Source organism: Pyxidicoccus sp. M15 (assembly GCF_056858435.1).
Map to the genome: position 1 here is coordinate 6,601,326 of NZ_CM166495.1, position 22,622 is coordinate 6,623,947.

At 70.7% G+C, this 22,622-nt stretch carries 21 protein-coding genes; 3 read left to right on the forward strand and 18 right to left on the reverse strand.

What is annotated here, in order from left to right; genetic code table 11:
* Positions 1–2: 2 nt before the first annotated feature.
* From ACX9TP_RS24610 to ACX9TP_RS24670, 13 genes are all read right to left on the reverse strand, one after another.
* Positions 3–3,089 (reverse strand): outer membrane protein assembly factor BamB family protein, encoded by a 3,087-nt coding sequence (locus ACX9TP_RS24610; protein WP_482973053.1) that lies wholly within the window; start codon positions 3,087–3,089, stop codon positions 3–5.
* Positions 3,090–3,105: 16 nt separating this feature from the next.
* Entirely contained in the window at positions 3,106–3,636 is a 531-nt protein-coding gene (locus ACX9TP_RS24615; RefSeq protein ID WP_482973054.1) for a hypothetical protein, read from the reverse strand.
* The gene (locus tag ACX9TP_RS24620; RefSeq protein ID WP_482973055.1) at positions 3,636–3,944 is read right to left on the reverse strand and encodes a PqqD family protein; all 309 of its coding nucleotides are present in this window, start codon (positions 3,942–3,944) and stop codon (positions 3,636–3,638) included. The genes ACX9TP_RS24615 and ACX9TP_RS24620 overlap by 1 nt, the downstream gene beginning before the upstream one ends.
* Positions 3,941–4,279, reverse strand: a complete 339-nt coding sequence (locus ACX9TP_RS24625; RefSeq protein WP_482973056.1) for a S24/S26 family peptidase — start codon at positions 4,277–4,279, stop codon at positions 3,941–3,943. The genes ACX9TP_RS24620 and ACX9TP_RS24625 overlap by 4 nt, the downstream gene beginning before the upstream one ends.
* A gap of 254 nt (positions 4,280–4,533) precedes the next feature.
* Complete coding sequence (gene hisS, locus ACX9TP_RS24630) at positions 4,534–5,796, reverse strand: histidine--tRNA ligase (protein WP_482982216.1); 1,263 nt, start codon at positions 5,794–5,796, stop codon at positions 4,534–4,536.
* A gap of 26 nt (positions 5,797–5,822) precedes the next feature.
* Complete coding sequence (asd, locus tag ACX9TP_RS24635) at positions 5,823–6,665, reverse strand: archaetidylserine decarboxylase (RefSeq protein WP_482973057.1); 843 nt, start codon at positions 6,663–6,665, stop codon at positions 5,823–5,825.
* Between the two features lie 77 nt (positions 6,666–6,742).
* Positions 6,743–7,438: a hypothetical protein gene (locus ACX9TP_RS24640; protein WP_482973058.1), complete on the reverse strand. Its 696-nt coding sequence runs from the start codon at positions 7,436–7,438 to the stop codon at positions 6,743–6,745.
* A 76-nt stretch (positions 7,439–7,514) separates the two neighbouring features.
* Positions 7,515–8,246, reverse strand: a complete 732-nt coding sequence (locus tag ACX9TP_RS24645) for a metallophosphoesterase family protein (protein WP_163996458.1) — start codon at positions 8,244–8,246, stop codon at positions 7,515–7,517.
* Positions 8,247–8,276: 30 nt separating this feature from the next.
* Positions 8,277–8,630: a TIGR02266 family protein gene (locus ACX9TP_RS24650; protein WP_482973059.1), complete on the reverse strand. Its 354-nt coding sequence runs from the start codon at positions 8,628–8,630 to the stop codon at positions 8,277–8,279.
* Positions 8,631–8,733: 103 nt separating this feature from the next.
* Positions 8,734–9,660, reverse strand: coding sequence for a PfkB family carbohydrate kinase (locus tag ACX9TP_RS24655; RefSeq protein ID WP_482973060.1), 927 nt, complete (start codon positions 9,658–9,660; stop codon positions 8,734–8,736).
* A gap of 129 nt (positions 9,661–9,789) precedes the next feature.
* The gene (locus ACX9TP_RS24660) at positions 9,790–11,319 is read right to left on the reverse strand and encodes an MlaD family protein (RefSeq protein WP_482973061.1); all 1,530 of its coding nucleotides are present in this window, start codon (positions 11,317–11,319) and stop codon (positions 9,790–9,792) included.
* Between the two features lie 105 nt (positions 11,320–11,424).
* On the reverse strand, positions 11,425–12,162 hold the full coding sequence (locus ACX9TP_RS24665; protein WP_482982217.1) for an ABC transporter ATP-binding protein: 738 nt from the start codon (positions 12,160–12,162) through the stop codon (positions 11,425–11,427).
* A 56-nt stretch (positions 12,163–12,218) separates the two neighbouring features.
* Entirely contained in the window at positions 12,219–13,034 is an 816-nt protein-coding gene (locus ACX9TP_RS24670; RefSeq protein ID WP_482973062.1) for an MlaE family ABC transporter permease, read from the reverse strand.
* Between the two features lie 186 nt (positions 13,035–13,220).
* Here ACX9TP_RS24670 and ACX9TP_RS24675 point away from each other — a divergent pair, with 186 nt between their 5' ends.
* Genes ACX9TP_RS24675 through ACX9TP_RS24685 form a run of 3 tightly spaced genes read left to right on the forward strand, consistent with a single transcriptional unit; the run spans position 13,221 to position 16,142 of the window.
* The gene (locus tag ACX9TP_RS24675; RefSeq protein ID WP_482973063.1) at positions 13,221–13,802 is read left to right on the forward strand and encodes a hypothetical protein; all 582 of its coding nucleotides are present in this window, start codon (positions 13,221–13,223) and stop codon (positions 13,800–13,802) included.
* A gap of 46 nt (positions 13,803–13,848) precedes the next feature.
* Positions 13,849–15,291, forward strand: coding sequence for a hypothetical protein (locus tag ACX9TP_RS24680; RefSeq protein WP_482973064.1), 1,443 nt, complete (start codon positions 13,849–13,851; stop codon positions 15,289–15,291).
* Positions 15,288–16,142 (forward strand): hypothetical protein, encoded by an 855-nt coding sequence (locus ACX9TP_RS24685; protein WP_482973065.1) that lies wholly within the window; start codon positions 15,288–15,290, stop codon positions 16,140–16,142. Before ACX9TP_RS24680 ends, ACX9TP_RS24685 begins: the two co-directional genes overlap by 4 nt.
* Here the strand turns inward: ACX9TP_RS24685 and ACX9TP_RS24690 are convergent.
* The 5 genes from ACX9TP_RS24690 to ACX9TP_RS24710 are packed head-to-tail and all read right to left on the reverse strand — an operon-like array spanning position 16,129 to position 22,447.
* Positions 16,129–16,836, reverse strand: coding sequence for an RluA family pseudouridine synthase (locus ACX9TP_RS24690; protein WP_482973066.1), 708 nt, complete (start codon positions 16,834–16,836; stop codon positions 16,129–16,131). The genes ACX9TP_RS24685 and ACX9TP_RS24690 overlap by 14 nt on opposite strands.
* Positions 16,833–18,305 carry a M16 family metallopeptidase gene (locus ACX9TP_RS24695; protein WP_482973067.1) on the reverse strand — a complete coding sequence of 491 codons (1,473 nt, stop codon included), beginning with the start codon at positions 18,303–18,305 and terminating at the stop codon, positions 16,833–16,835. Before ACX9TP_RS24695 ends, ACX9TP_RS24690 begins: the two co-directional genes overlap by 4 nt.
* Positions 18,306–18,325: 20 nt before the next feature.
* Positions 18,326–19,639, reverse strand: a complete 1,314-nt coding sequence (locus tag ACX9TP_RS24700; RefSeq protein WP_482973068.1) for a M16 family metallopeptidase — start codon at positions 19,637–19,639, stop codon at positions 18,326–18,328.
* A gap of 26 nt (positions 19,640–19,665) precedes the next feature.
* A complete protein-coding gene (locus tag ACX9TP_RS24705) occupies positions 19,666–20,337 on the reverse strand; it encodes a response regulator (protein ID WP_482982218.1) in 672 nt (223 codons plus the stop codon).
* Positions 20,338–20,341: 4 nt separating this feature from the next.
* Positions 20,342–22,447 (reverse strand): serine/threonine-protein kinase, encoded by a 2,106-nt coding sequence (locus ACX9TP_RS24710; RefSeq protein WP_482973069.1) that lies wholly within the window; start codon positions 22,445–22,447, stop codon positions 20,342–20,344.
* Positions 22,448–22,622 lie beyond the last annotated feature (175 nt).

Consider the following 22,622-nt stretch of genomic DNA (forward strand, 5'->3'; position numbering starts at 1 on the left):
TCTCACGGGAAGGGTACCGGGAAAGCGCAGATGCGGCCATCTTCCGAGCCCACGTGCAGGCGGCTCACGGTGGTGTCGACCGTCGGAGTGCCGATGCGCTGCGCCCCGCCAATCGAGACCTGCTGCGAGTCCACGCCGTTGGTCAGCTCGAGCTGGTGCACCTTCCCGTCCGAGCTGCCCACGTACACGCGGGCCACCGCGTTGCGGTTGAAGGAGAACGTGCCAGACGGAGACGCGATGGGCGTGCTCCACCGCAGCGTCGGCGCCACGGTGACGTTCGTCGTGTCGTAGAACGCCACCTGGCCCTCGGCGAGGCTGGCCACGAAGCCCGCGCCCTGCGGACGCACGAAGCTGGTGAAGGCGGGCGTGCTCGGCGCCGGGCGCGAGGCGATGGTCAGGTTCCACGCCGGCTGCAGCGTGCTCACGCTCACCGCGTGGACGGTGCCGTCGCTGTCCGTCGCGAAGATGAGGTTGCTCACCGCGTTGCGCACCAGGCTCAGGTCGATGTCACCCACGGGCAGCCGCGCGATTTCCTGTGCGGTGGGCCCGGGGGCCAGCGTGTTGAGGACGCGCAGCGTGTCCGTGGAGCCCGCATGCGTCTTCATGCCGATGAAGAGCCGGTTGGTGGTGTAGTCCACCACCATGCCGCCGCTGACCATGCCCAGGTCTCCGGGCTGGTACGTCCACACCACCGCGCCCGTGGCGGCATTCAGCGCCACTACGCGGTTCTGCGCCGGGTTCGCCAGCCGCGTGGCAAAGAACACCAGGTCCCTGTTGGGGTGCGCGGCCTTGTACGCCGCGTTGGCGAAGTCATGGAGCTGCGTGACGGGGAATGACTGGATGGTGCCGATGGGCGCGCCGCCGTTGTCCCACCGCCACAGCACCTGACCGGTGCCGGCGTTGATGGCATGGGCGACGCCGGCCTGGTCTCCCACCAGGATGTACTGGCCGGACAGCCCGTGCAGCGGCACCACGGGGAAGCGGCTGCCGATGAGGCCCGACAGGGGCAGCGGCCTCCAGCGCTCGGCGCCGTCCTGGGCCGGGTTGCTCACCTGCGTGGTGTTCGCCACCACGGAGTTGTTGAAGGAGCTGAAGATGCCCACGCCCAGCTCGGTGATGGGCTGCTGCCGCGCGTCCAGGCCCACCGAGTAGCACCACAGCGGTTCATTGGTCAGCCGGGCCCGGGGCGTGGCGACGAGCGCCGCCGACGTGGGCCGGTTGCCCGGCGAGTACCAGCGCACGTCATCCGCGTTGTGCACGCGGTAGTAGTACGTGGTGCCGTTGGTGACGGTGGAGTCCGTGAAGGTGGAGGCCGTGCTGAAGGCATCCGAGTAGACGACGGTGGCATTGCCCAACGTGGCCCCCACCGCGTAGCTCTGGCCCTGCACGGGCGCGGTGTTCGGCGCGGCGCCCGCCGCGCGCAGCACCAGGGTGCCGCTGTGCAGCGCGGGGTTGTCCCAGGTCAGCGTCACGCTGGCATCGCGAGCCACCGCCGTGAGGCGCTCCACCTCCGGCGCGGTGCCGGCCAGCAGCGTCACCGGCGCCTCGATGCGCTTGGGCGGCAGCTGGAAGTTGTCCACCAGGTGCATGCGGTGGCGGAACGCCGTGGGCCCGGTGAGCGACGTGCCGGAGCCGAAGTTCGAATACACCACGGAGAACGTCCGCTCCCCTCCCACGGGAATGCCCGCGCCGGTGGGCGTCCAGACGATGATGCCGGTGGTGGCGTTGCGGTTCGCGCTCCACCCGGAGACCGCCGGCGTGCTGGACCAGGTGAAGTAGTTGACCGCGGGCCGCAGCAGCTGCACCTGGGTGATGGGCAGCGTCCCGCGGTTCTGCACCGTGTATGTGACGGTCTGCGCGGTAGCGTTGCCCGCCAGGGCGGCCGGGCTGATGCGCACGCGGTGCCGGACGATGCTCCCCTGCTCCGAGTCCACGAGGTCACCCGCCACGGCGGTGCCATTCCGGGTCGCATCCGCCTGCGCCCGGAAGTTGTAGGTCGCCCGCTCGGCGCCAGTGAGCTGGTAGGTCCAGACGAAGTGCGCGGACGTCCCCGGCGCGAGCCGGCTCACACTGGCCGGGGTGGGCCCCGACAGGGCCGCGAAGGTGGCCGAGCCCTGGGTGACCAGGCCCCGCGGCCGCACGTCCACGAGCGAGTCGGTGGTGGACGTATTCGTCACCGTCATCCGCACCCGCACCGTGTCACCGCTGAAGGCGTCCACGGTGTCCACGTCGAGCGCGGACGCCATCGGCGCCACGTTCAACATCGCCGTGTCGGACACCTGCGACGTGGTGGTGTTCGCGGCGTTGACGGCCTGCACCTGGGCCACCGTGGCGCCCGCGGAGGTCGGCCGCACGCGAGCCACGAGGACCCCCGCGTTCCGCAGGGGGATGTTCACCTGGAACGGATTGGGCTCCAGGCTCACCACGTCGAACGTGATGGAGCCAGAGGACGGCCCCACGGCGGTGACGCCGGTTTGCGCCCCCGTGGTGCGGTTCTCGACGACGATGCGCGCCTCCGTCTCCTCACCGACGCCCAGCGCGGGCGGACGGATGGCGGCCTGGGTGTACAGGCCCGAGCGGGTCCACGCCGCGGCGGTCAGGTTCGCGGTGAAGAGGGAGTTGTCGCAGTGGTCCCTGCCGTAGGTGTTGGTGTTGCCTGTCACGAACCGGTCCGCGGCGACATCCGCGGCAACCGCGGGCGGAATGACCCGGATGGTGAAGGTGACAGAGCTTCCCGCGGGCAGACCGTGGGTGTCGTTCGCGCACGAGCCGACCGTCGACGTGAACATGATGCGCCGCGACTGGACGTTCAGATCCGTGACTTCCCAACCCGTGGGCGGGTCGGTGTCCAGCAGCGTGTAGCCGGTGGGCAGGACGAAGGAGAACTGGGACAACCGGCGCGAGTTGTTGTTCGAGGTGTTGACCGCGTGGATGGTCAGCACGGAGACCTCGTCCATCACCACCCGCGCTGCGGTCTCACCCGGCGCGGGAACGGCGGTCGCGCTCCAGGACCGGGAGGTCTGCGCCGCCGCGAGGGTCGGCACGAGGAAGGCAAGGAGCACCGCGAGGCGGGCGTTGAAGGGCTTCATGGCGGAGGGCCTCACGTCACGGCTCCAGGGTGAAGGCGGCCGTGGTCAGCGGCTCGCCGTCGAGGAAGAAGCGCACCTGCCACGTCCCGCTCATGCCAGTCGTGGCCACGGTGGTACCGGCCACCGGCAGCGAGAAGCGCACCGTGCGCGACACATCCGGTGGCGCCTCCACCACCGACGAGCGCCGCTCGTAGGGATGGCCGGTCGGCGACACGAACTCCACCTCCACCGTGCCCTTCCCGCGCACGCCGCCCACCGTCAGGTCCACGTCCACCTGGGGAACGGACGACAGGCCCCGGGCGCCCTCTTCCAGGCCCACGACGGCCGCGCTGCCCGTCACCGGAATGACCACGGGCGCGGGTTCAATCTCCTGCTGCGGAGGCGTCCGCACGTTCTCCGGCCCGTCCGCGAGGACGTCCGTGGCGGGAAGGGGCTCCGTGGGCTGCTCATCCGTGTTGCCCCGACCGACCAGGGCGAGGGGGGACACCCCCTCCGTGCACGCGGACAGGCACAACGCCGCCGCGAGGAACGCCGTGCGCGCTCGCATCACCGTACCTCCTGAAGCTCGTCAATGAGGCCCAACCGGGCCAACTCCGTCAGGAAACGCAGCGTGTCCGTGAGGACCTGCCGCGCGTCCACCTTGAATTCCGCCGCCACCTGCTCCGCCACGGCGCGCGCGGTGCGCTTCCCGTCGCAGAGCTCCCAGACACGGACCGCCGTCGCGTTCAGCCCGCGCAGCGTGTTCCCCTCCGCGTCCAGCACGATGTAGTCCGAGCCGAACCGCTGCCCCGACACGCCCTCGCGCGGCCGGGGAACACGGTCGGCCCCGAAGCCCGCGTTGAAGCCCGCGCTCATGAGCGCCCTCCCCGCCCCAGCAGCGCCGCCAGGCGCCACTTCACCGCCACCCGCCAGCGCCCCAGCCGCGACGGGCCCCGGTCCCACTCCTCCTCCAGCATCACCCCGCGCCGCTGCACCCGCCGCACCCGCCCGAGCACTCGCGACGGCGGCAGCGGTGGGTCCTCCGCCGGCGAGTTGTCCCCGCGCAGCGCGAGCACTCCCGCCTCGCACCGCTTCACCCGGTGCAGCACCAGCGCATGGTCGAACCGCGCCAGCACCACGTCACCGGGACGCGGCTCGCGAGCCAGCGGCTCCACACCCGCCAGGTCTCCCGAGCGCAACGACGGCCACATGCTGTCCCCTCGCACGGGGATCCAGCGCAGGTCCATGGGGACGGTGGAAGGAGGTGACTCTGGCTGCATGGAAGGAAGCGCAGTCTACCGCACCGGAACTGTCACGGCGAGTACACCCGGCTCCACTCTTCCCTGACTTTCCCGGGGGTTACACGCCTGCTCGCTCTTCGCGAGTCTTACGGGAGTCCCGGGCCTTCCGGAGGCCACCCCGCCCGCCTGACAGGGTGCGGGCGGCCCCGGAAGCGCCTGGAGTCTCAGGCGGAACCCGCCGGCTCGGTGGCCAGCCTGGCGCGGCGGACTGTCTCCGCCACGGTGTCCAGCGTCACGGGGATGGCGTCACCGCCGGCCATGGGCTTCAGCTTCGCCTGGCCGCTGGTGCGCTCGGCCTCGCCCAGCACGAGGGTGAAGCGCGCGCCGCTCTTGTCCGCGCGCTTCATCTGGCTCTTCAGGCTGCCGCCGCGCGTGTCGAAGTCCACGCGCAGCCCCTCGCGGCGCAGGCGGCTGGCCAGCGTGAAGGCCAGGTCCTGCGAGCCCTCGTCCGCCACGGCCACGAACAGGTCCGGCGCGGCGGTGTACTTGCGACCGCTCTCCTTGAGCAGCAGCACCAGCCGGTCCAGCCCCATGGCGAAGCCCACGGCGGGCACGTCCGGCCCACCCAGCCCCTTCATCATCTTGTCGTAGCGGCCGCCGCCGCCCACCGTGCTGGCGGTGCCCAGCGCCGGGTGCGCGGCGATGAACTCGAAGACGGTGCGCGTGTAGTAGTCCAGGCCGCGCACCATGCGCGGGTTGACCACGTACTTGATGCCCAGCGCCGTCAGCTTGCGCTGCAAGTCATCGAAGTGCGCACGGCACGGCTCGCACAGGAACTCGAGCACGTTGGGCCCCGCCGCGGCGACGGCCTGGCACTTCTCGTTCTTGCAGTCGAGCACGCGCAGCGGGTTGGTCTCCATGCGCCGCTGGCAGTCCCCGCACAGCTCGTCCCGGTGCGCCTTCAGGTACTCCACCAGCTTCGTGTGGTACGCGGGCCGGCACGCCTCGTCCCCCAGGGAGTTGAGGTTGAGGGACACGTCCTTCAGGTCCAGCGCGTTCAGGAACTGGACCACCATGTCCATCATCTCGGCGTCCTGGGCGGCCTCCTTCGCGCCGTAGGCCTCCGCGCCGATTTGATAGAACTGGCGATAGCGACCCGTCTTCATCCGCTCGTAGCGGAACATGGGCCCCATGTAGAACCAGCGGGTGACGGGCTCCTGGTTGCTGACGGAGTGCTCGATGTACGCGCGCGCCGCGGGCGCGGTGCCCTCGGGACGGAGCGACAGGCTGCGCTCGCCCTTGTCGAGGAACGTGTACATCTCCTTGCCGACGATGTCCGTCTCCTCGCCCACGCTGCGCACGAAGAGCGCGGTGTCCTCCACCATGGGCGTGCGGATCTCCCCGTAGCCGAACCGGCCGAACAGCTCGCGCGCCGTGCCCTCCACGTGCTGCCAGATCTCGATCTCCCCGGGGAGGAGATCGTTCATGCCCTTCACGCCGGAGATCTTCTGGCTCACGTAATCACTCCAATGCGCTTGCCCAGCCGCACCACCGCCTCCTCCTTGAGGCTGTCGTCCCAGGTGACGCGCTTGGGCTCGAACAGGAGGATGACGGTGGAGCCCATCTCGAAGCGGCCCAGCTCGCCGCCCTTCTCCACCTTGAAGCCCGAGTCGTACTTATGGACCTTGCCGGGCTTGCCCGAGTGCGTGAGCACCTCGTCGTACGACGCCTTGATGCGCGACACGCAGGTGGCGCCCACCTTCACCACGGCGCACTTGCCCGCCACCGTGTCCAGGTACGTGACGAGCCGCTCGTTGACGCAGAACAGGGACTGCTTGTTCTTCACCGACGCGGGATTCACCGGCCAGAACTCGCCGGGGATGTACGCGTAGCCTGTGATCGTGCCGCCCAGCGGCGCGTGGATGCGGTGGTAGTCGCGCGGGGACAGGTAGATGGTCGTCCAGGCGCCGCCGTGGAAGGGCTTCGCGGCCTGCGCGTCCCCCAGCAATTCGTCCACCGTGTACTCAATCCCCTTGGCCTGCAGGCACCGGCCCTGGTCCGAGTAGCCCACCTGGGACACGCGGCCGTCCACCGGGGACACCACCACCTTCTCGCCCGGGTCGATGGGGCGCAGACCCGGCTTCAGGCCACGGGTGAAGAACTCGGCGAAGGTGGGGTAGCGCTCGAAGGTGTGCTCGGCCTCCTCCATGTCCACGTTGTAGGCCTTGGCGAAGGCCCGCATCGCCATGCGGTGGACCGGCGCCGGAGCGGGCAGGCGCGTGGCCATGCCCACCGCGGTGGAGAGCGCCGACTTGGGCAACAACTGCATCAGCTTCATGAAGGTCTGTTCGTTCATCGGCTCAACGCTCCCAAAGGAGTCGAAAGGGGCCCGTCGCGCCTGACGGCCCCGTGCGGCGAAAAAGGCCTGGAGTCTTAACGTCCGGCGTCCGCCGCGGGCTGCGGCACCGTGCCGCCATCGGCGGTGACTGTCACGGTTCGGACGGCGCTCCTGGGTAACAGCGTCAGCACCCGTCCCTGTTCGACGAGGAGCAGCGAGTCCACATGCCCGGGGTACTCCAGGCGGCAGGACGTGCGGTCGGCCAGCGCCCACGTCTCCCGCATTCCCCGCCCCTCCACCTCGATGGGCGTCCCGCGCAGGAAGCAGCCCCGGAAGCCCGACACCAGCTCGGACGCGGGGGTGCCTGCCTGGGGACCGCTCAGCCCCGCGTCCGGCGGCCCGGCGTCCGGGGGCTCGGCCACGGCCGGAGGCGCCGGCGGAGTGAGCGTGGGCATGGACGTGCCGGCGGGCACCTCGCGCGCCGTGGCAATGGCCTTGTCCGTGGCGCTCGCCTCGGCCTGCATGCGGTTGCGGCCGTCCTGGATGCGCTGGAGCAGCTCGCGCGCGCCCTGGGCGTCCAGGCTGTCCGCCGGCACGCGCTGCAGTTGCGCTTCAATCTCGCCAATCTGCGGGTCCAGGAAGGCGGCATCCAGCTTCTGCGCGTACAGCGAGCGGAAGCGGCGGGCAGCCTCCTCGTAGTCGGCGGACGGGCCCGAGTCGCGCTTGCAGGCCAGGGGCGCCAGCACGAGCAGGACGGCGGAGGCGATGCCCACGAGGGGCCGGAGGGACACTCGAAGGACGGGGGTACGCACAGGACGGGTTTATGTCATTTCCCCGCGCCTGTGCCGACTTTTGTGTACCGCCGCGTCACACCCCGAGGAACAGGCGCTTGCCGAAGTTGAGCGCCAGGTCCGCGTCGAAGATCTTCTGGGCGGACGTCTCGATGTCGTACTCCACGCGGACGTACTCCACCGTGCGCGCGTCGGTGTCGCAGATGACGAAGCAGGCCCGGTTGTCGTAGTCGCGCGGCTGGCCCACGCTGCCCACGGAGATGATGTACTTGTAGCCCTTCCGGATGCCGAACTTCTGGGCCACCACGTCGTTCACCTCGCCATTGCCGATGGCGAAGGCGCGGCACAGGTGGCTGTGGCCGATGAACGTCACCTCGGGCAGCTCCGCCACGTAGGGCGTCAGCTCCCGCGCCTGCTCCAGCGCGAAGATGTACTCGTACGCCTTCGGGTCGATGGGTGAACCGTGGCAGAAGCCCACGTCGCCGATGCGGTACGTGTACGGGAGGCTGCGCAGCCACGCCATGTTCTCGTCCGTGAGGACGTTGGCGGACCAGTCGAGCGCGTGCCGGGCGGCGTCGTAGTAGTACGAGTAGTCCATCCGCCCCGCCACCGCCGCGTCGTGGTTGCCCAGCAGCGTCACCTCCGCCACCGAGCGCACCAGGTCACAGCACGGATTGGGAGACGCCCCATACCCGACGATGTCCCCCAGCGAGACGAAGCGGTCCACCTTCTGGTGCTCGGCGGCGCGGAGCACCTCCGTGAGCGCCTCGATGTTGGAGTGGATGTCGGAGATGACCGCGATACGCATGAGGGGCCTCGGTGGGGGACCGGGTCAGGATCAGCCGGCCCAGCCGACCTTCACCTGGTTCTGCTTCTGCTGAGAGATCATCTGCCGGAGCCGTCCCAGGGTTTCGCCGTCGAGCGACTCGAAGCGCAAACCCATGCCGGGAGGGAAGGCCCGCTCTTCTGCCTCCCGCAGCCATACCACCGTGGCCTGGGCGTGGATCGCCGGATCCCCCCCAGGCGTCAGGCGGACAACGGCTCGGGCGCCGCGGGCCAGGGGGGTGCTCGTGCGGAGGAAGAGGCCTCCCTCGCTCAGGTTGGTGATGCGCGCGTAGAGCGTGACGTTATCGCCCTCGCACCAGCACCGCAGCTGGGTGGGGATCCGCGTGTGCTTTCGGTTCTCGCTCAACCCGCTTCCTTCTTCCGGCACCCAAAATCACAGCCTACGGACGGCATGAATCCACCGTCAAGTTCGTGGGGTGGGAGCAACCCCCACCCCCACGACGGGCGGATCAGCGCTCCAGGGGGCCCAGGTCGTCGAAGTGGGTGAGCTGCCGGAACTCGGCGAAGCGGGCGTGGATCTCCGGCCGGGTGACCTCGCGCAGCCGCTCCAGGCTGAACTTCTCCACGGTGAAGGAGGCCATGACGCTGCCCATCACCATGGCACGGCGGAGCACCGACGCGTCCGGGCTGCCCGTCGAGGTGGCGAGCGCGCCCATGAAGCCGCCCGCGAAGGTGTCACCCGCGCCGGTGGGGTCGAACACCTCGGCCAGGGGGAAGGCCGGGCAGGCGAAGATGTGTCCGTGGTCGAAGAGCAGCGCGCCGTACTCGCCGCGCTTGATGACCACGCGCTGGGGGCCCATGGCGAGAATCGCCCGGGCCGCCTTCACCACGTTGTGCTCCCCCGCCAGCTGCCGGGCCTCGGCGTCGTTGACGAAGAGCAGGTTGACGCGCTTGAGCGTCTTGAGCAGCGCCGCGCGGCTGCCGTTGATCCAGAAGTTCATCGTGTCCGCGGCCACCAGCTTCGGGGCGCGCACCTGGTCCAGCACCTGCGCCTGCAGCTCCGGGTGGATGTTGCCGAGGAAGACGTACGGCGTGTCCCGGTACGCCTCCGGCAGCTTCGGAGAGAAGGACTGGAAGACGTTGAGCTGGGTGTCCAGCGTCTGCGCCTCGTTCAGCTCGTAGCCGTAGCGGCCCTTCCAGCGGAACGTGCGGCCGGACTCGCGGGTGAGCCCCTCCAGGTCGATGCCCCGGCCGCGCAGGAAGTTGAGGTGCGCCTCGGGAAAGTCCTCCCCCACCACCGCCACCACGCGTGCCGGGGTGAAGAACGAGGCCGACGTGGAGAAGTACGTGGCCGAGCCGCCGAGGATGTCCTCCTTGCGCCCGAAGGGGGTTTCCACGGAGTCCAGAGCGACGGAGCCGACGACGAGCAGAGACATGGAGCTTCCTGGGAAGGCCGGTGTGGTGCACGGCGCTCCCCGGGAACCCCGTGCCGTAGCCGGGTACGTGTTTTCCCGCCTTCCGTCAAGAGTCGAACGGATGGAGGGCGGCGGCCCGAGCCCGGAAGCTCAGGGCGTCGGCACGCCCGTGGCGGTGAGGATGGCCTTCAGGTCGTCGTCGGTGAAGAAGAGGCCGCCACCGACGAAGAAGTCCCGGCCGGCGATCAGCCGCTGCGTCGTCAGGTCTCTCTGCTGGGCGTTGAGGATGTCGTCCATGCCCGCCACCACGAAGAGGTGGTCGAAGGCCTGGGCCCGCAGGGTGGCGCGCAGCCGGGGGTAGCGCAGCTCGTCCGCCGCGAAGTTGAAGGCGTCCAGCTTCAGCGTCAGCGCGTCCTCGAAGAAGTGCAGGTCGCCGCCCACGCCGCCGGTGGACTCGATGAGGCCCACGCGCAGGGTGGTGAAGTACCAGCGCTTGGCGAACTGGGCGCTGATCTTCAGGCTCTCCTTCGTCACCTTCTGCGTCTGGATGACGGGGTCGCCCTCGGAGGGCGGGTTGGTCTGCACCACCTGCGTGGACACGGTGCCGCGCGGGTCGTCCACCAGCTCCAGCAGGTAGTACTTGTCCGGCTTGGGGATGAGCCGCAGCGACAGCAGGTTCTTCGAGCGGCCCTGGGCGGCCAGGTAGGTGGACTGGATGCCCACCTCCGTCTGGAGGTCGGTGAGCCTGGCGGCGAAGCGGGCCACGTCCTGCACCGTCTCGCGCACCTCGCGGCCCACGCCCTCGTCGGCCAGCAGCACGCCCGCGGCGCCCTCCCCGTCCTTCACCTTGCGGGTGATCTCCTCGAGGTTGCCCAGCGTGCCGTCCAGCTTGTTGAGCGTCTCCTTCAGGCTGGCGACGGTCTCCTTCACGTCGCCCTCGCCGGTGCCGACGATGTTCTTCACGCTCGCGAGCACCTCGCGTACGTCGCGGGTGATCATCTCGATGTTGTCGACGATGCGCGACACGTCCGCGGAGTTGCTCTGGGTGATGCTGCGCACGTCCTCGGAGATGCCCTCCACGTTGCCGACGATGATGTCCAGCCGGTCCGCGTTGCGGCGCACCGTGGCGTCCACCGAGTCCGACAGGCGCACCAGGTTCTCCACGATGCGCTGGAGCGAGCCCTGGCCCTTCTCCCCTCCCAGCACCTCGCGCAGCGAGCCCGTCACCTGCTGGATGTCGGCGGTGATCTGCGACAGCGACTCGAACACGGCCTCCATGCCGGCGGTGTCGATGACGCGGCGGATCTGCCCGTTGTCCTCCATGGCCGGCGCGCTCTCCGTGCCGGGGTTGAGGTCCAGCAGGTAGTCACCGAGCAGCGACTCCGAGCGCTTGGTGACGACGGCGTCCTCGCGCAGGTCCACGTCCTTGCGGATCCGCAGGAACACCTTGGCGCGCGTGCCCTCCAGGGTGATGGCGTCAATCTCTCCGACGGGGATGCCGGCGATCTGCACCCGGCCGCGCACCGCGAGACCCGAGGCGTCACGGAAATAGGCCCAGACGACGAGGGACTCGCTGTCGCTCAAGCCTCCCTTGCGGGCGAACAGGACGAAGGTGACGAGAAAGGCACCCGCGGCGATGACCAGGAGGCCAACACGGAAGGGCGTGACGAGCTTCTTCACCTGATGTGACTCCGAGGGCTACCGGCCGGGCGCGACTCTAACGTTTTGCATCCGGAGTGCCACCTTTTCCGAAGGGGCACCCCGGCCTCCCACCTGAACCCCGGCTCAGTTCTTTCCGAACCAGGTCTGGAGGAAGACCTTCACCGCGGGATGCTGCGACTCGCGGACCTGGTCCGGGGGACCGTTCTCCACGATGACGCCCTTGGAGAGGAAGGCGATCTGGTCCGCCACGTTGAAGGCGGAGGCGATGTCGTGGCTGATGACCACGCTGGTGACGCCCAGCCCCTTCTGCGCGGCCAGGATCATGTCGTCCACATAGTCGGTGGTGATGGGATCCAGGCCCGTGGTGGGCTCGTCGTAGAGGACGATCTTGGGGCCCAGGATGGTGGCGCGGGCCAGGCCCACGCGCTTGCGCATGCCGCCGGACAGGTCCGCGGGGAACTTGTCCTCCACCGCTGGTTTGAGGCCCATCAAATCCAACCGCGCGCGGACCTTCTGGTGGATGACGTCCTCGGAGTCCTTCGTGTGCTCGCGCAGGGGGAAGGCCACGTTCTCGAACACCGTCATCGAGTCGAAGAGGGCCGCGGCCTGGAACACCATGCCGAACTTGTTGCGCACCTGCTGCAGGCCCCGCACGCCCATGGGGACGATGTCCTCCCCGTCGATGATGACCTTGCCGCTGTCCGGCTTGAGCAGGCCGATCATGTGCTTCATCAGCACCGTCTTGCCGGAGCCGGAGCCACCGAGGATGACGCACGTGCTCCCAGCGGGCACCTTGAGGTTGATGCCGGTGAGCACCTTCGTCTCGCCGAAGGTCTTGTGCAGGTCCACGATTTCAATCATCGGCGTCGTGGACGCGGCGGGGCCTGCGCCCGCGCGGGTGGACTCGGGAGCCGCCATCAGTGCCACATGAGGCCGAGGATGAAGTCGAGGATGAAGATGGACAGCGCGCTGGCCACCATGGCCTCGGTCGTGGCCTGGCCCACGCCCTTCGCGCCGCCGGACGCGTTGTAGCCCTTGAAGCAGCAGATGAGGGCCACGGCGAGGCCGAACACGGCCCCCTTCACCAGGCCCTCGTAGATGTCCGCGGGCGCCAGCCACTGCTGGGTGCGTGACAAGAAGGTGCCGGGAGAGATGCCCAGCGCGCCCACCGCCACGAGGTAGGAGCCAGCCATACCCGTGGTGTTGAAGAGCATGGTGAGCGCCGGCACCATGAAGAGTCCGGCCAGCACCCGGGGGACGAGCAGGTACTGCACCGGGTTGACGGCCATGGTCTCCAGCGCGTCCACCTGCTCGGTGACGCGCATGGTGCCCAGCTCGGTGCACATGGCGGAGCCGGCGCGCATCGTCACCATCAGCGCGGAGAACACGGCGGACAGCTCGCGGGTGAGCGTCAGGGCCACCGTGGGGCCCACGAGGCTCTCCGCGTCGAAGAGCGCGAAGGCGGTGGACGTCTGGAGGGCGAACACCATGCCGGTGAAGGTGCCCGTCAGGCCCACGATGAAGATGGAGCCCACCCCCACGAAGTCCAGCTGGGCGAAGAGGTTGGTCAGCCGGAAGGGGGGCCGGACGGCCCACCGGAACACGTCCAGCCCCAGGGTCGCCACGCCCCCGAGGGTGCTGACGACGTCGATGAGGCCCTTGCCGAAGCTGGCCACGGACTGATGGAGGAATCCGGGCTCGCGGTTCGGGCTGCTGGGGGTCTGCGTGGTCATTGCGGTGTGGAACCTACTCTTAACTGACCGGCGGGTGGGCACAAGCGAAGTGATGACTCCGGGGCAGGAGAGGAGGCGGGCGTCGAAGACACTTCCTCCCGTCGGAGCGAAGCCGTTATGTTCCGCGCCCCTTAAGCTTCAATCACACGCCCGGCGCCTCCTGCCGGGGCCGAGAAACAGACGAACATGGCAACTCAAAAGGTCGGCGGCGAGGTGGACGCTCAGTGCACCCGCTGCAAACTCACCCTCGCGCACACCATCCTGGCGATGGTGGGGCCGAAGATTGCGCGGGTGCGCTGCAACACCTGTGGCGGAGACCACGTGTACCGCGCCGCTCCGGGCGTCACGGACCGGCCGTCCGCGTCCAGCAGCAGCACCGCGCGCGCGGCCCGGGCCGCGACGGCGGCGGCCGCCAAGGCTGAGAAGGTCATCATCTCCTTCGAGGAGCAGCTGGCCGGCAAGGACGTGGCCAACGCGCCGAAGTACAGCCCGAAGGACACGTACCAGGTGGACCAGGTCATCCAGCATCCGACGTTCGGCACGGGCTTCGTGACGGCGGTGCGGGGCGACAAGGTGGACATCACCTTCCGCACCGACACCAAGACGCTGGTGCACGGCCGCGGCGGCGCCCCCACGGAGAAGCCCGCCTTCAGCCCGCCCAACGCCCGGTCCACCGGCCCGGCGGACAAGCCCCAGCCTCCCCAGGGCACCGAGCCCCCGGCCGAGCCCGCGGCCAACGGCGAGCCCCCGGTCTCCACCGAGGGTTGACCGCATCGGGACGGAGGGGGTGAAGTCGATGCCACGGTTCGTGAGCATGCGTCTCCTTCCCCTCCTCCTGCTGCTTCTCGCCGCCCCCCTCACGTGGGCGGCCCCGCCCGGAGTGACGGTGTCCTGGACGCCGGCACGGGTGGTGCTTGGCCAGGACACGCGGGTGACGGTGGAGGTGCGTGTCCCCCCGGGCTCCGGCCCCGTACGCGGCGCCGCCTCTTCCGGCACCTTCGCCCGGGAGCGGATGGAAGGCGGCGAGGTGCGCGCCTTCGAGTGGACGCCCCCTTCCGTGCGCTACCCGCTGGTGGCGGTGCTCGCCTTCTGGCTGGAAGGCGGCGCGCAGGCCCCCCTGGACCCGGCCGTCATCCGCATTCCGCTGCTGGGCAAGACGCAACTGGACGTGTCCACCGCGGCCGGGGCCAGCGTGGTGGTGGAGGTGGGCGACACGCGCTTCGGCCCCGTGCAGGCGAATGACCGCGGCCGGGCCCGCGTGCCGGTGGAGGTGCCTCCCGGGGCCCGCTCCGCGAGCGTGCTGGCCACGCGCGAGACGCTGCGCACCCGCGCCACCATTCCCCTGGACCCGCCGCAGGAGGTGCCGCTCGTCGCGGCCCTCACGCCAGCGCCCCTCCCCGTCAACGAGGGCGGCTGGCTGCTCGTCGCCGGTGAAGAGGGCCTGCTCGCGGACGCGCTGGAGGTGTCGGCGGAGGGCGCCATGCTGTCCGAGGGTGAAGGCCCCTCCACGCGCGCCCTCGTGCATCCCTCCGCCGGCGCGACACCGTTCGCCGTTTCGGAGGGCACGCCGCTGCGCTACCGCGTCACGCCCGCGCCGGACGCCACCGCCGTCACCGTGACGGTGCGCCGCAAGGGGCACGAGGACCGGGCTCGCGCGGTGGCGGAGGTGATGCGCGTGCCGGTGGTGGTGGTGCCGCCTCCCGCTCCGGCGCCACGGCCCGAAACGCCAACGCCCGCCCCCCCTGTGACAGGGCCCTGGCGGCCCTCCGTCTTCGTGCTCGCGGGTGGCGCCATCGCGAGCGGGGCGAACACGGGGCCCGCGGGCGCGGTGGGCGCCTCCCTGTCACCGCCATGGTGGGGAGGGCGCTTCGCCGCCGAGCTCGAGGCGGGCCTGCGCAGCGCCACCTTCGACGGGAGCGTGGACGCGTTGGGGACGGTGAGCTCACGCGTGCTGGCGGTGCCGGTGCTCCTCTCGGTGCGGGGTGTCATTTTCCAGCGTGCCGCTTTCTCCCTGCACGGGCGAGCAGGAGGAGGACTGCTGCCTTTCCGGCACCAGCTCCGCAGCGACTTCCAGGAAGACCTGAAAGAGAGCAAGCTGGCGGGGATGGGGTTCCTCTCCGTACAGGGGGCGTACCGACTCGGGCGCTGGAGCGCGCTGGCGGAGGTGCGTGGTGCGTGGGCGCCCGCGCGCACGCCCTGGCTGGACGCGCAGCTCGGCGGCCTGAGCGGGCTGCTCGGCGCGAGGTTCGAGCCATGAGCCCGGGGCGGGCCACCGCGCTGCTCGTCGCCGCGCTGCTCTGCGCCTGCGACTCCAGCACGACCCTGCCCGCCCCGGACATCCTCTCCGTCACCCCCAACCAGGTCGGCGTGCCCCGCGAGGTCCCCGTCGAGCTGCGCGCCCCCGTCCAGGTGTCGCTCGACGCGGTGATTCCCGTCCGCGTGGACTACGGCGAGGAGCAGGTGCGCACCGACGCCGCGCGGGTGTGGATTGGCTCCGAGGAGGCCCACGTATCCTTGGTGGAGGAGGACGGTACCCTGAAGGTGGATGTGCCCGAAGCGCTCGACACCGGCAGCTACGACGTCCGCGTCGCGCTGTCCGACGGGCGCGAGTCGACGCGCTCCTCCGTCCTCACCCTCATCCACTGGGAAGACGACCGGCAGGTCACCGATTCGGGAACGGTGGACGTCCCCGAAGGCGAGGACGGGGGTCCCCTCATCATGCTGGATGGAGGCTCGCCCGAGGACGCGGGGACGGCCCCGGACTCGGGAGTCGTGACGGTGCCCGACGGCGGACCCGGCCCCTTCGACCCCATCCTCCCGGGAGACATCACCGGCTTCGAGCTGGACGCGCTGGGAGACCAGCGGCGCGGCGTCCCCTTCCTCGTCACCGTCCGCGCCCTGGGGCCGCGCGCCGGGCACTTCCAGGACAGCGTGGAGCTGACCGTCAACAAGCAGAACGGCGGCGTGAGCCCCCTCAAGCTGGGCCCGTTCGACTTCGGCCTGTGCGTGCAGCTCGTCACCGTGGACGCGCACGGCGGCAACGTGAAGCTCACGGTGACGGATGCCTACGGTGCCCAGGGCACCAGCAACGGCTTCAAGGTGCAGTAGCCGCCGCGCGGCGCAGCAGCTCCCGGGCGCGCAGCATGTCCCCGGGCAGCGGCGCCTCCACCGCGCGGGCCTCCACGCCGGGCAGCGCGGGCCACTCCACGCGCGCCGCGTGCAGCGGCGTCCGCGCGAGCACCACCGCCTCCCCTTCCCCGCCCAGGTCCTTCTCCGTCAGCGCCGCGTCGCGGCCGTACTGGTGGTCCATCAGCAGCGGGTGCCCCAGGGACAGGAGGTGCACGCGAATCTGGTGGGTGCGCCCGGTGAGGGGCTCGGCCTCCACCAGCGACGCCTTCTCGAAGGGCTCCACCGGCCGCACCCGCGTGCGCGACGCCTTGGCGTCCGGCTCTCCCGGACGGGCCACGCGCATGCGGCCCTTGCGCGCGGCCACCAGCGGCGCGTCCACCAGGCGCGGCGCCTCCAGCCGGCCCTCCACCAGCGCCAGGTAGCGCTTGCGCACCTTGCCGGACTCGAAGGCCACGGAGAGGGCGCGGTGCACCGCCGCGTCCAGCGCGAAGACGAGGACCCCGGACGTGTCCCTGTCCAGCCGGTGCACCACGAACACCTTCTGGCCCCGCTGCGCTTCGAGCGCGTCTCGCAGCGAGTGCCCACCGTCACGCCCGGGGATGACCGGCACCCCGGGCGGCTTGTCCACCACGAGCACGCCCCCGCCCTCGAAGAGGATGCGGGCGTCCGTCACTCGTACTCCGACGCGGGCACCACGGTGATGGGGCCCAGGCCCTTGAGGTGCTTCTTCACCTCCTCCGCGCGGCCCAGCACCACCACGGCGGGCGGATCCGCCAGGCAGTACTTCTTCGCCACCGCGGCCACCTGCTTCGGCGTCACCGCGCGCAGCCGATCTCGGAACTTCTCCACCCAGTCATCGCCCAGCCCATGGATGCGCGTGTCGGCGATGCTGCCGGCAATGGACTCGTTCGTCTCCGTGCGCAGCGGGTAGAGGCCGGCGAGGTACGCCTGCGCGTCCGCCAGCTCCTTCGGCTTGAGCCCCTTCTCGCGGACGCCGCGAATCTCCCCCAGCGCCACGTCGATGATTTCGCGCGTGGAGGCCGTCTTCGTGAAGGTGGACAGCGCGAAGACGCCGCCCGCGTTCATCGCGTCGAACCAGGAGCTGACGCCGTAGGTGAGGCCGCGGTTGACGCGAATCTCGTTCATCAGCCGCGACGTGAAGCCGCCGCCCAGGGCGATGTTCATCGCCGTGGCCGGGAAGTAGTCCTCGTGCCCCATGCGGAAGCCGGGGCCGCCCAGGCGCACCTGGGACTGCGTCTGGTCCGGCTTGTCCACCAGCAGCACGCGCCCGGCCTGCGGAATGCGCTTCAGCGGCGGCACGGTGGGCGGCGCGTCCGGCCCGCCCGTCCAGCCGACGAAGGCCTCCTCCGCCGCCGCGGCCACGCGCTCCGGCTTCACCGCGCCCACCACGACGAGCATGGCCACCTTCGGGCCCATGCGCTCCTGGTGGAAGCGCACCACGTCGTCGCGGGTGAAGGTGCGCACCGTGCGCGACGAGCCGCCCACGTCGTGCCCGTACGGATGGTCACCCCAGAGCGCGCGCACCATCGCCCGGTCGGCGATGACGGACGGGTCGTCCAGATCGTTGGAGAACTGGGCCAGGGCGCGCTCGCGCGCGTCGTCCACCTCGGACTGGGGGAAGGTGGGCTCGCGCACCAACTGGCCCAGCACGCCCAGCATCTGGGCGAAGTGCTCGGCCGGCGTGGTGAGGGCAATGGACAGGGTGTCTTCGCCCACGCCCACGCCCAGGCTGGCGCCGACGAACTCCACCGTCTCGTCGATGGCCTGCGCGGTGAGGCGGCGCGTGCCCCGGCGCAGCAGCCGGGCGGTGAAGTCCGCCAGGCCGTGCTTGCCCTCGGGGTCGGTGGCGCTGCCGGCGCGCAGCACCAGCCGCATGGACACCAGCGGCAGCGGGCCGCGCTCGGCGGCAATCACCTTCAGCCCGCTGGACGTCGTGCTCTCGTGCAGCGTGGGCAGCTTCAGTGCGCCGGTGGACGCCTTCGCCGCCTTGCGGGGCGAGGCCGTCCGTCCGGAGGCCGCCTTGCGGGTGGCGCGCTTGAGGGCCCGGGCGGGGGCCTTCACGGCGCGGGCGACGGTGGACTTCACGGAGGTCTTCAGGGAGGAGCTCTTGCGAGAGGCCATGGGCATTGGGGCTTTCTGGTTCAGGCCTCGGAGGGGGCGGGCAGCAGCGTCACCACGGAGCGGCGCTCCGGGGCGAAGTACTTCGCCGCGGCGGCCTTCACCATGTCGTTGGTGATGGACGAGTAGGCATTGGGCAGCGTGAGCAGGCGGCGCCAGTCACCCAGCAGCGCCTCGTAGTGGCCCAGCGCGTGGGCGCGGCCGTTGTTGGTGGCCAGCTCGCGCATGTGGTCCGCGCGCAGGTTGTTCTGCGCCTTCTGCAGCTCGCGGTCGGTGATGCCTTCGCGGGCCAGCTTCTCCAGCTCCGCGTACAATGCGGCCTCCACCTTCTGCGGGTCGGAGTCCGGCTTCAGCTCCAGGTAGAAGAGGATGGTGCCCGGGTCGATGCGCCAGCTCCAGTCGAGCATGATGGAGACGCACAGCTTCTGCTCGTACACCAGCGAGCGCACCAGCCGGCTCCCCTCCCCCTTCGTCAGCACGTACTGCGCCACGTCCAGGGTGAAGGTGTCGTCCTCGCGCGCGGAGGGGCCGCGGAAGCCGAGCATCAGCGCGGGCGACTGCGCGGGGTGGCGCACCAGCGCGCGGCGCTCGCCCTTCTGCTCCGGCTCCGCGTTGAGCACCTTCGCGGGCGCGGGGCCGCGGGGGATGTTCCCGTAGTACTTGCGCACCAGGGCCAGCGTCTTCTTCGGGTCGATGTCCCCCACGATGTAGAGCACCGCGTTGTTGGGCGCGTAGTACGTGCGGAAGTACTCCTGGCAGTCCTCGCGGGTGATGTTCTCGATGTCCGCCATCCACCCGATGACGGGCCAGCGGTACGGGTGCGCCTTGTAGACGAGCGTGCCCAATTCCTCGTCCATGATGCCCGCGATGTCGTTGTCCACGCGGACGCGGCGCTCCTCCTTCACCACCTCGCGCTCGCTGGTCAGCGTGTCCTGGGAGATGCGCAGCGAGCGCATCCGGTCCGACTCCAGGTCCAGCACCGTCTCCAGCGAGTCGGCGGCGAAGTCGTCGTAGTACACCGTCATGTCATTGGACGTGTACGCGTTGGAGCGGCCGCCGCTGGACTCCAGCGTCTTGTCGAACATCTTGGGGCCGTACTTCTTCGCCCCGTTGAACATCATGTGCTCGAACAGGTGGCTGATGCCGGTGATGCCGGGCCGCTCGTTGCGGCTGCCGACCTGGAAGAAGGTGTAGAGGCTGACCACCGGGGCCTGGTGGTTGGCCAGCAACCGCACCTGGAGGCCGTTGGGCAGCGTGGCCTCGTGCACGTCGAACAGGGACTCGAGGGCGGGATCCGCCGCGCGAGCGGGGGCAGTGACTTGGGAAGCCTTGCGCATAGGCCCCCACCGTACCCAGAGCGCGGCTATAGATCCACGACGCCCGCACGCAGGGCCATCACGACGGCCTCTACGTGAGAGTTGACGCCCATCTTCCGGTAGATATGTGACAGGTGGGTGCGCACGGTGCGCCGCTCCAGCGTCATCACCTGCCCCACCTCGGCGTTGGACAGGCCCTTGGCCACGTAGCGCAGCACCTCGAACTCCGTGGGCGTGAGGGCCCAGGGGTTGTCCGCCTTCTTCTCCGGCGAGGCCGGCTTCGCTTGTACGGAGACGGACTGGAAGTAGTTCCAGAAGCGGCGGGCGATGATGGGCTCCAGCACGGTGCCGCCCAGCATCACCTCCTGGATGCCGGAGCGGATCTTCTCCGGCCCCACGCGCTTGACGAGGTAGCCGGACGCCCCGGCCTGGATGGCCTCGTACACCTTCTGCTCGTCGTCGAAGGACGTGAGGATGAGGATCTCCACGTCGGGCGCGCGGCGCTTCACCCGCTGCGTCACCTGGATGCCGTTGATGCCCGGCAGCTCCAGGTCCAGCAGCACGAGCTGCGGCTTCACCTCGAGGATGGCCTCCACCGCGGACTCACCCTCCTGCGAGGTGCCCACCACCTCCAGCTCGGGGAAGGTGCCCAGCACCTTGACCAGGTTCTTCAGGAGCTGCGGCTGGTCCTCGACGACGAAGATGCGGGTCCGGTCCATGGAGTCACCGTCTCGGAGCATTGACGAAGTTCACCACCAGCTTGCGGTGCTGCCCGCGCGTGAAGCGCAACTCGGAGTCCTGCGCCTCGCCGGTGGCGACGGACACCAGCCGGATGAGCCGCGTGCCCGCCTTGATGGGGAGGCGGGACAGCGGCGCGAGCCCGGCCACCCGCGCCCCGTCGACGTACACCCGCGCCGGCCCGTTGGTGGCGATGGTGACGTACGCGCGCTGGGACTTCGGCGGGAGCTTCGCCTCGGAGGCGTCTTCGTCCTCCGCCGGGGAGACGTCCTGCGCGGCCTGACGGACGGGCTCCTCCGGCTTCACGGGCTCCGGCGGGGGCGGAGGCCGCGGCACCGGAATGGGGGGCGTCGGCCCCTGCGCTTCCGGCACCTGTGCCGAGAGGTCCGGGGCCGGGATGGAGGGATTGCCCTCCCCGGCCTGTCCGCCGAGCCGCCACGCGGCGATGGCGAAGCTGATGAGCCCCACCAGGGCCAGCGCGCCGGCGATGGCCACCATCCTCCCGCGCCGCCGGGTGGCGCCGGACAGGTCCATCTCGTCCGTGAGCAGCCGCTCGGAGTGGGGCTCCGACGGCGGCGGCATGGGGATGTCGTCGCGCACCCTCGCCTCCGGGCGCGCGGAGGCGGGAAACGGCTCGGGCAGCGAACGGGAAGCGCGCTCGGCGGCCGGGCGGCGCGGCCGGACGTTGCGGCGGCCGGACGTCGAGACGGAGACGGACAGCTCCTCGTCGTCCTCGGAAGGGCTCGGCCCGGAGAAGTCCTCCACCATCCGCATGCGCGCGTTGCGCGCGCCGACGCGGGTGCCCTGCTGCCCGTTGGCCCCGCCCTGGGGCACCAACTGCCGGCGCGGCCTGGCCGGCGCGGCGCCCGGCGGGGCCTCCCAGCCGCGCTCCAGCGGACCGGCCTGGCCCGGCCCCGTCGTCTCGCCCTCCCCCACCGGAGCCTCTCGCTGTGCGGAGGCCTCGGGCGCGCGGGTGCGCGTCTGGGGCCTCGCGATGTCCGGCTCGTAGTCCTCCGGGCGGTACGCCTCGAAGGCGGGCTCGGCCGCCTCCTGGGTGTCCGCGCCGGACTCCTCCTCGGAGAGCGCGCGGCTGAACGGCGCGCGCTGGATGATGGAGGCCTCGGGCTCTTCGGCGTGGAGGTCGTCCATCTCCGCGCCGGAGATGGGCTCCAGGGTGAAGGTCTCCTTGAACGGCGCGGGCCCCACCGTCCCGGCGAGGCTCACCTCGTTGGGGAACAGCTCGCCCACGAAGCGGCGCACGTCGTCCACGCTCGGCAGGCCGCCGCTCGCGGAGAGGAAGTTGCGCAGGGACGAGGCGAACTCGCCGCACGAGCGGAAGCGCCGCTGGGGGCTCGGGTCGAGCGCGCGGAGGATGAGCGGGTCCAACCGCGCGTTGATGCGCCGGTCCAACCGGCTGGGCGGAGGCAGCGCCTCGCTGCGGCGCGTGGACACGCCCCCGCCGCCCGCCACCACGGGCTCGCGCTGCGTGAGCAGCTCGTAGGCGATGGCGCCCAGGGAGTAGACGTCGGACTGCTCGGTGTAGGCCTCGCCGCGCGTCACCTCGGGCGAGCGGTACGTGCCGCGGCCCCGGTTGGCGAACGAGCGGCGCAGCTGCGGCACCGCCATGAGGGCGCGCAGCGCGCCGAAGTCACACACCGCGGGCGTGCCGTCGCGCGCCAGCACCACGTTGCCCGGCGTGAGGGCGCCGTGGAGGACGCCGGCCTCATGGGCCTGCTGCACGGCCTCGAGCAACTGGATGACGATGTGGAGCGCCACCGCGGGAGGCAGCACCACTTCCTTCGTGTGGAGCCGCTGCAGCGCGGTGCCGAGCGTGAAGCCCTCCACGTCCTCGCGCACCACGGCGAGCCGCTGGCGCACGACGCCGATGTCCACCACGTGGAGGATGCCGGGGTGGCGCACGGACTGGAGCAGCCGCGTCGTCTCCGCGAGGTCCAGCGCGTAGGCGGGGTCCGACGTCTTGGGGTGGAAGAGCTTCACCACCACTTCCGTCGCGGGGAGGTGGAGGCCCTCGTACAGCTCCGCGAGCTCGCCGGCCTCGATGCGACCCGTCAGTCTGTAGGTGGCGCTCATCGCTTCTTTCGTGTCGGGCGGCGCCGGGACACGGCGGAGAAGACGAAGCCGCACCAGACGCACGACTCACCGCGCCGTCCCTTGGGAAGCTCCAGGGTACAGCCGGGGCAGCGAGGCCGCGCGCGGGCGGGACGCGAAGGCTCGTCGGTCCGCCTGGAGGCCAGCCGGACGGCGG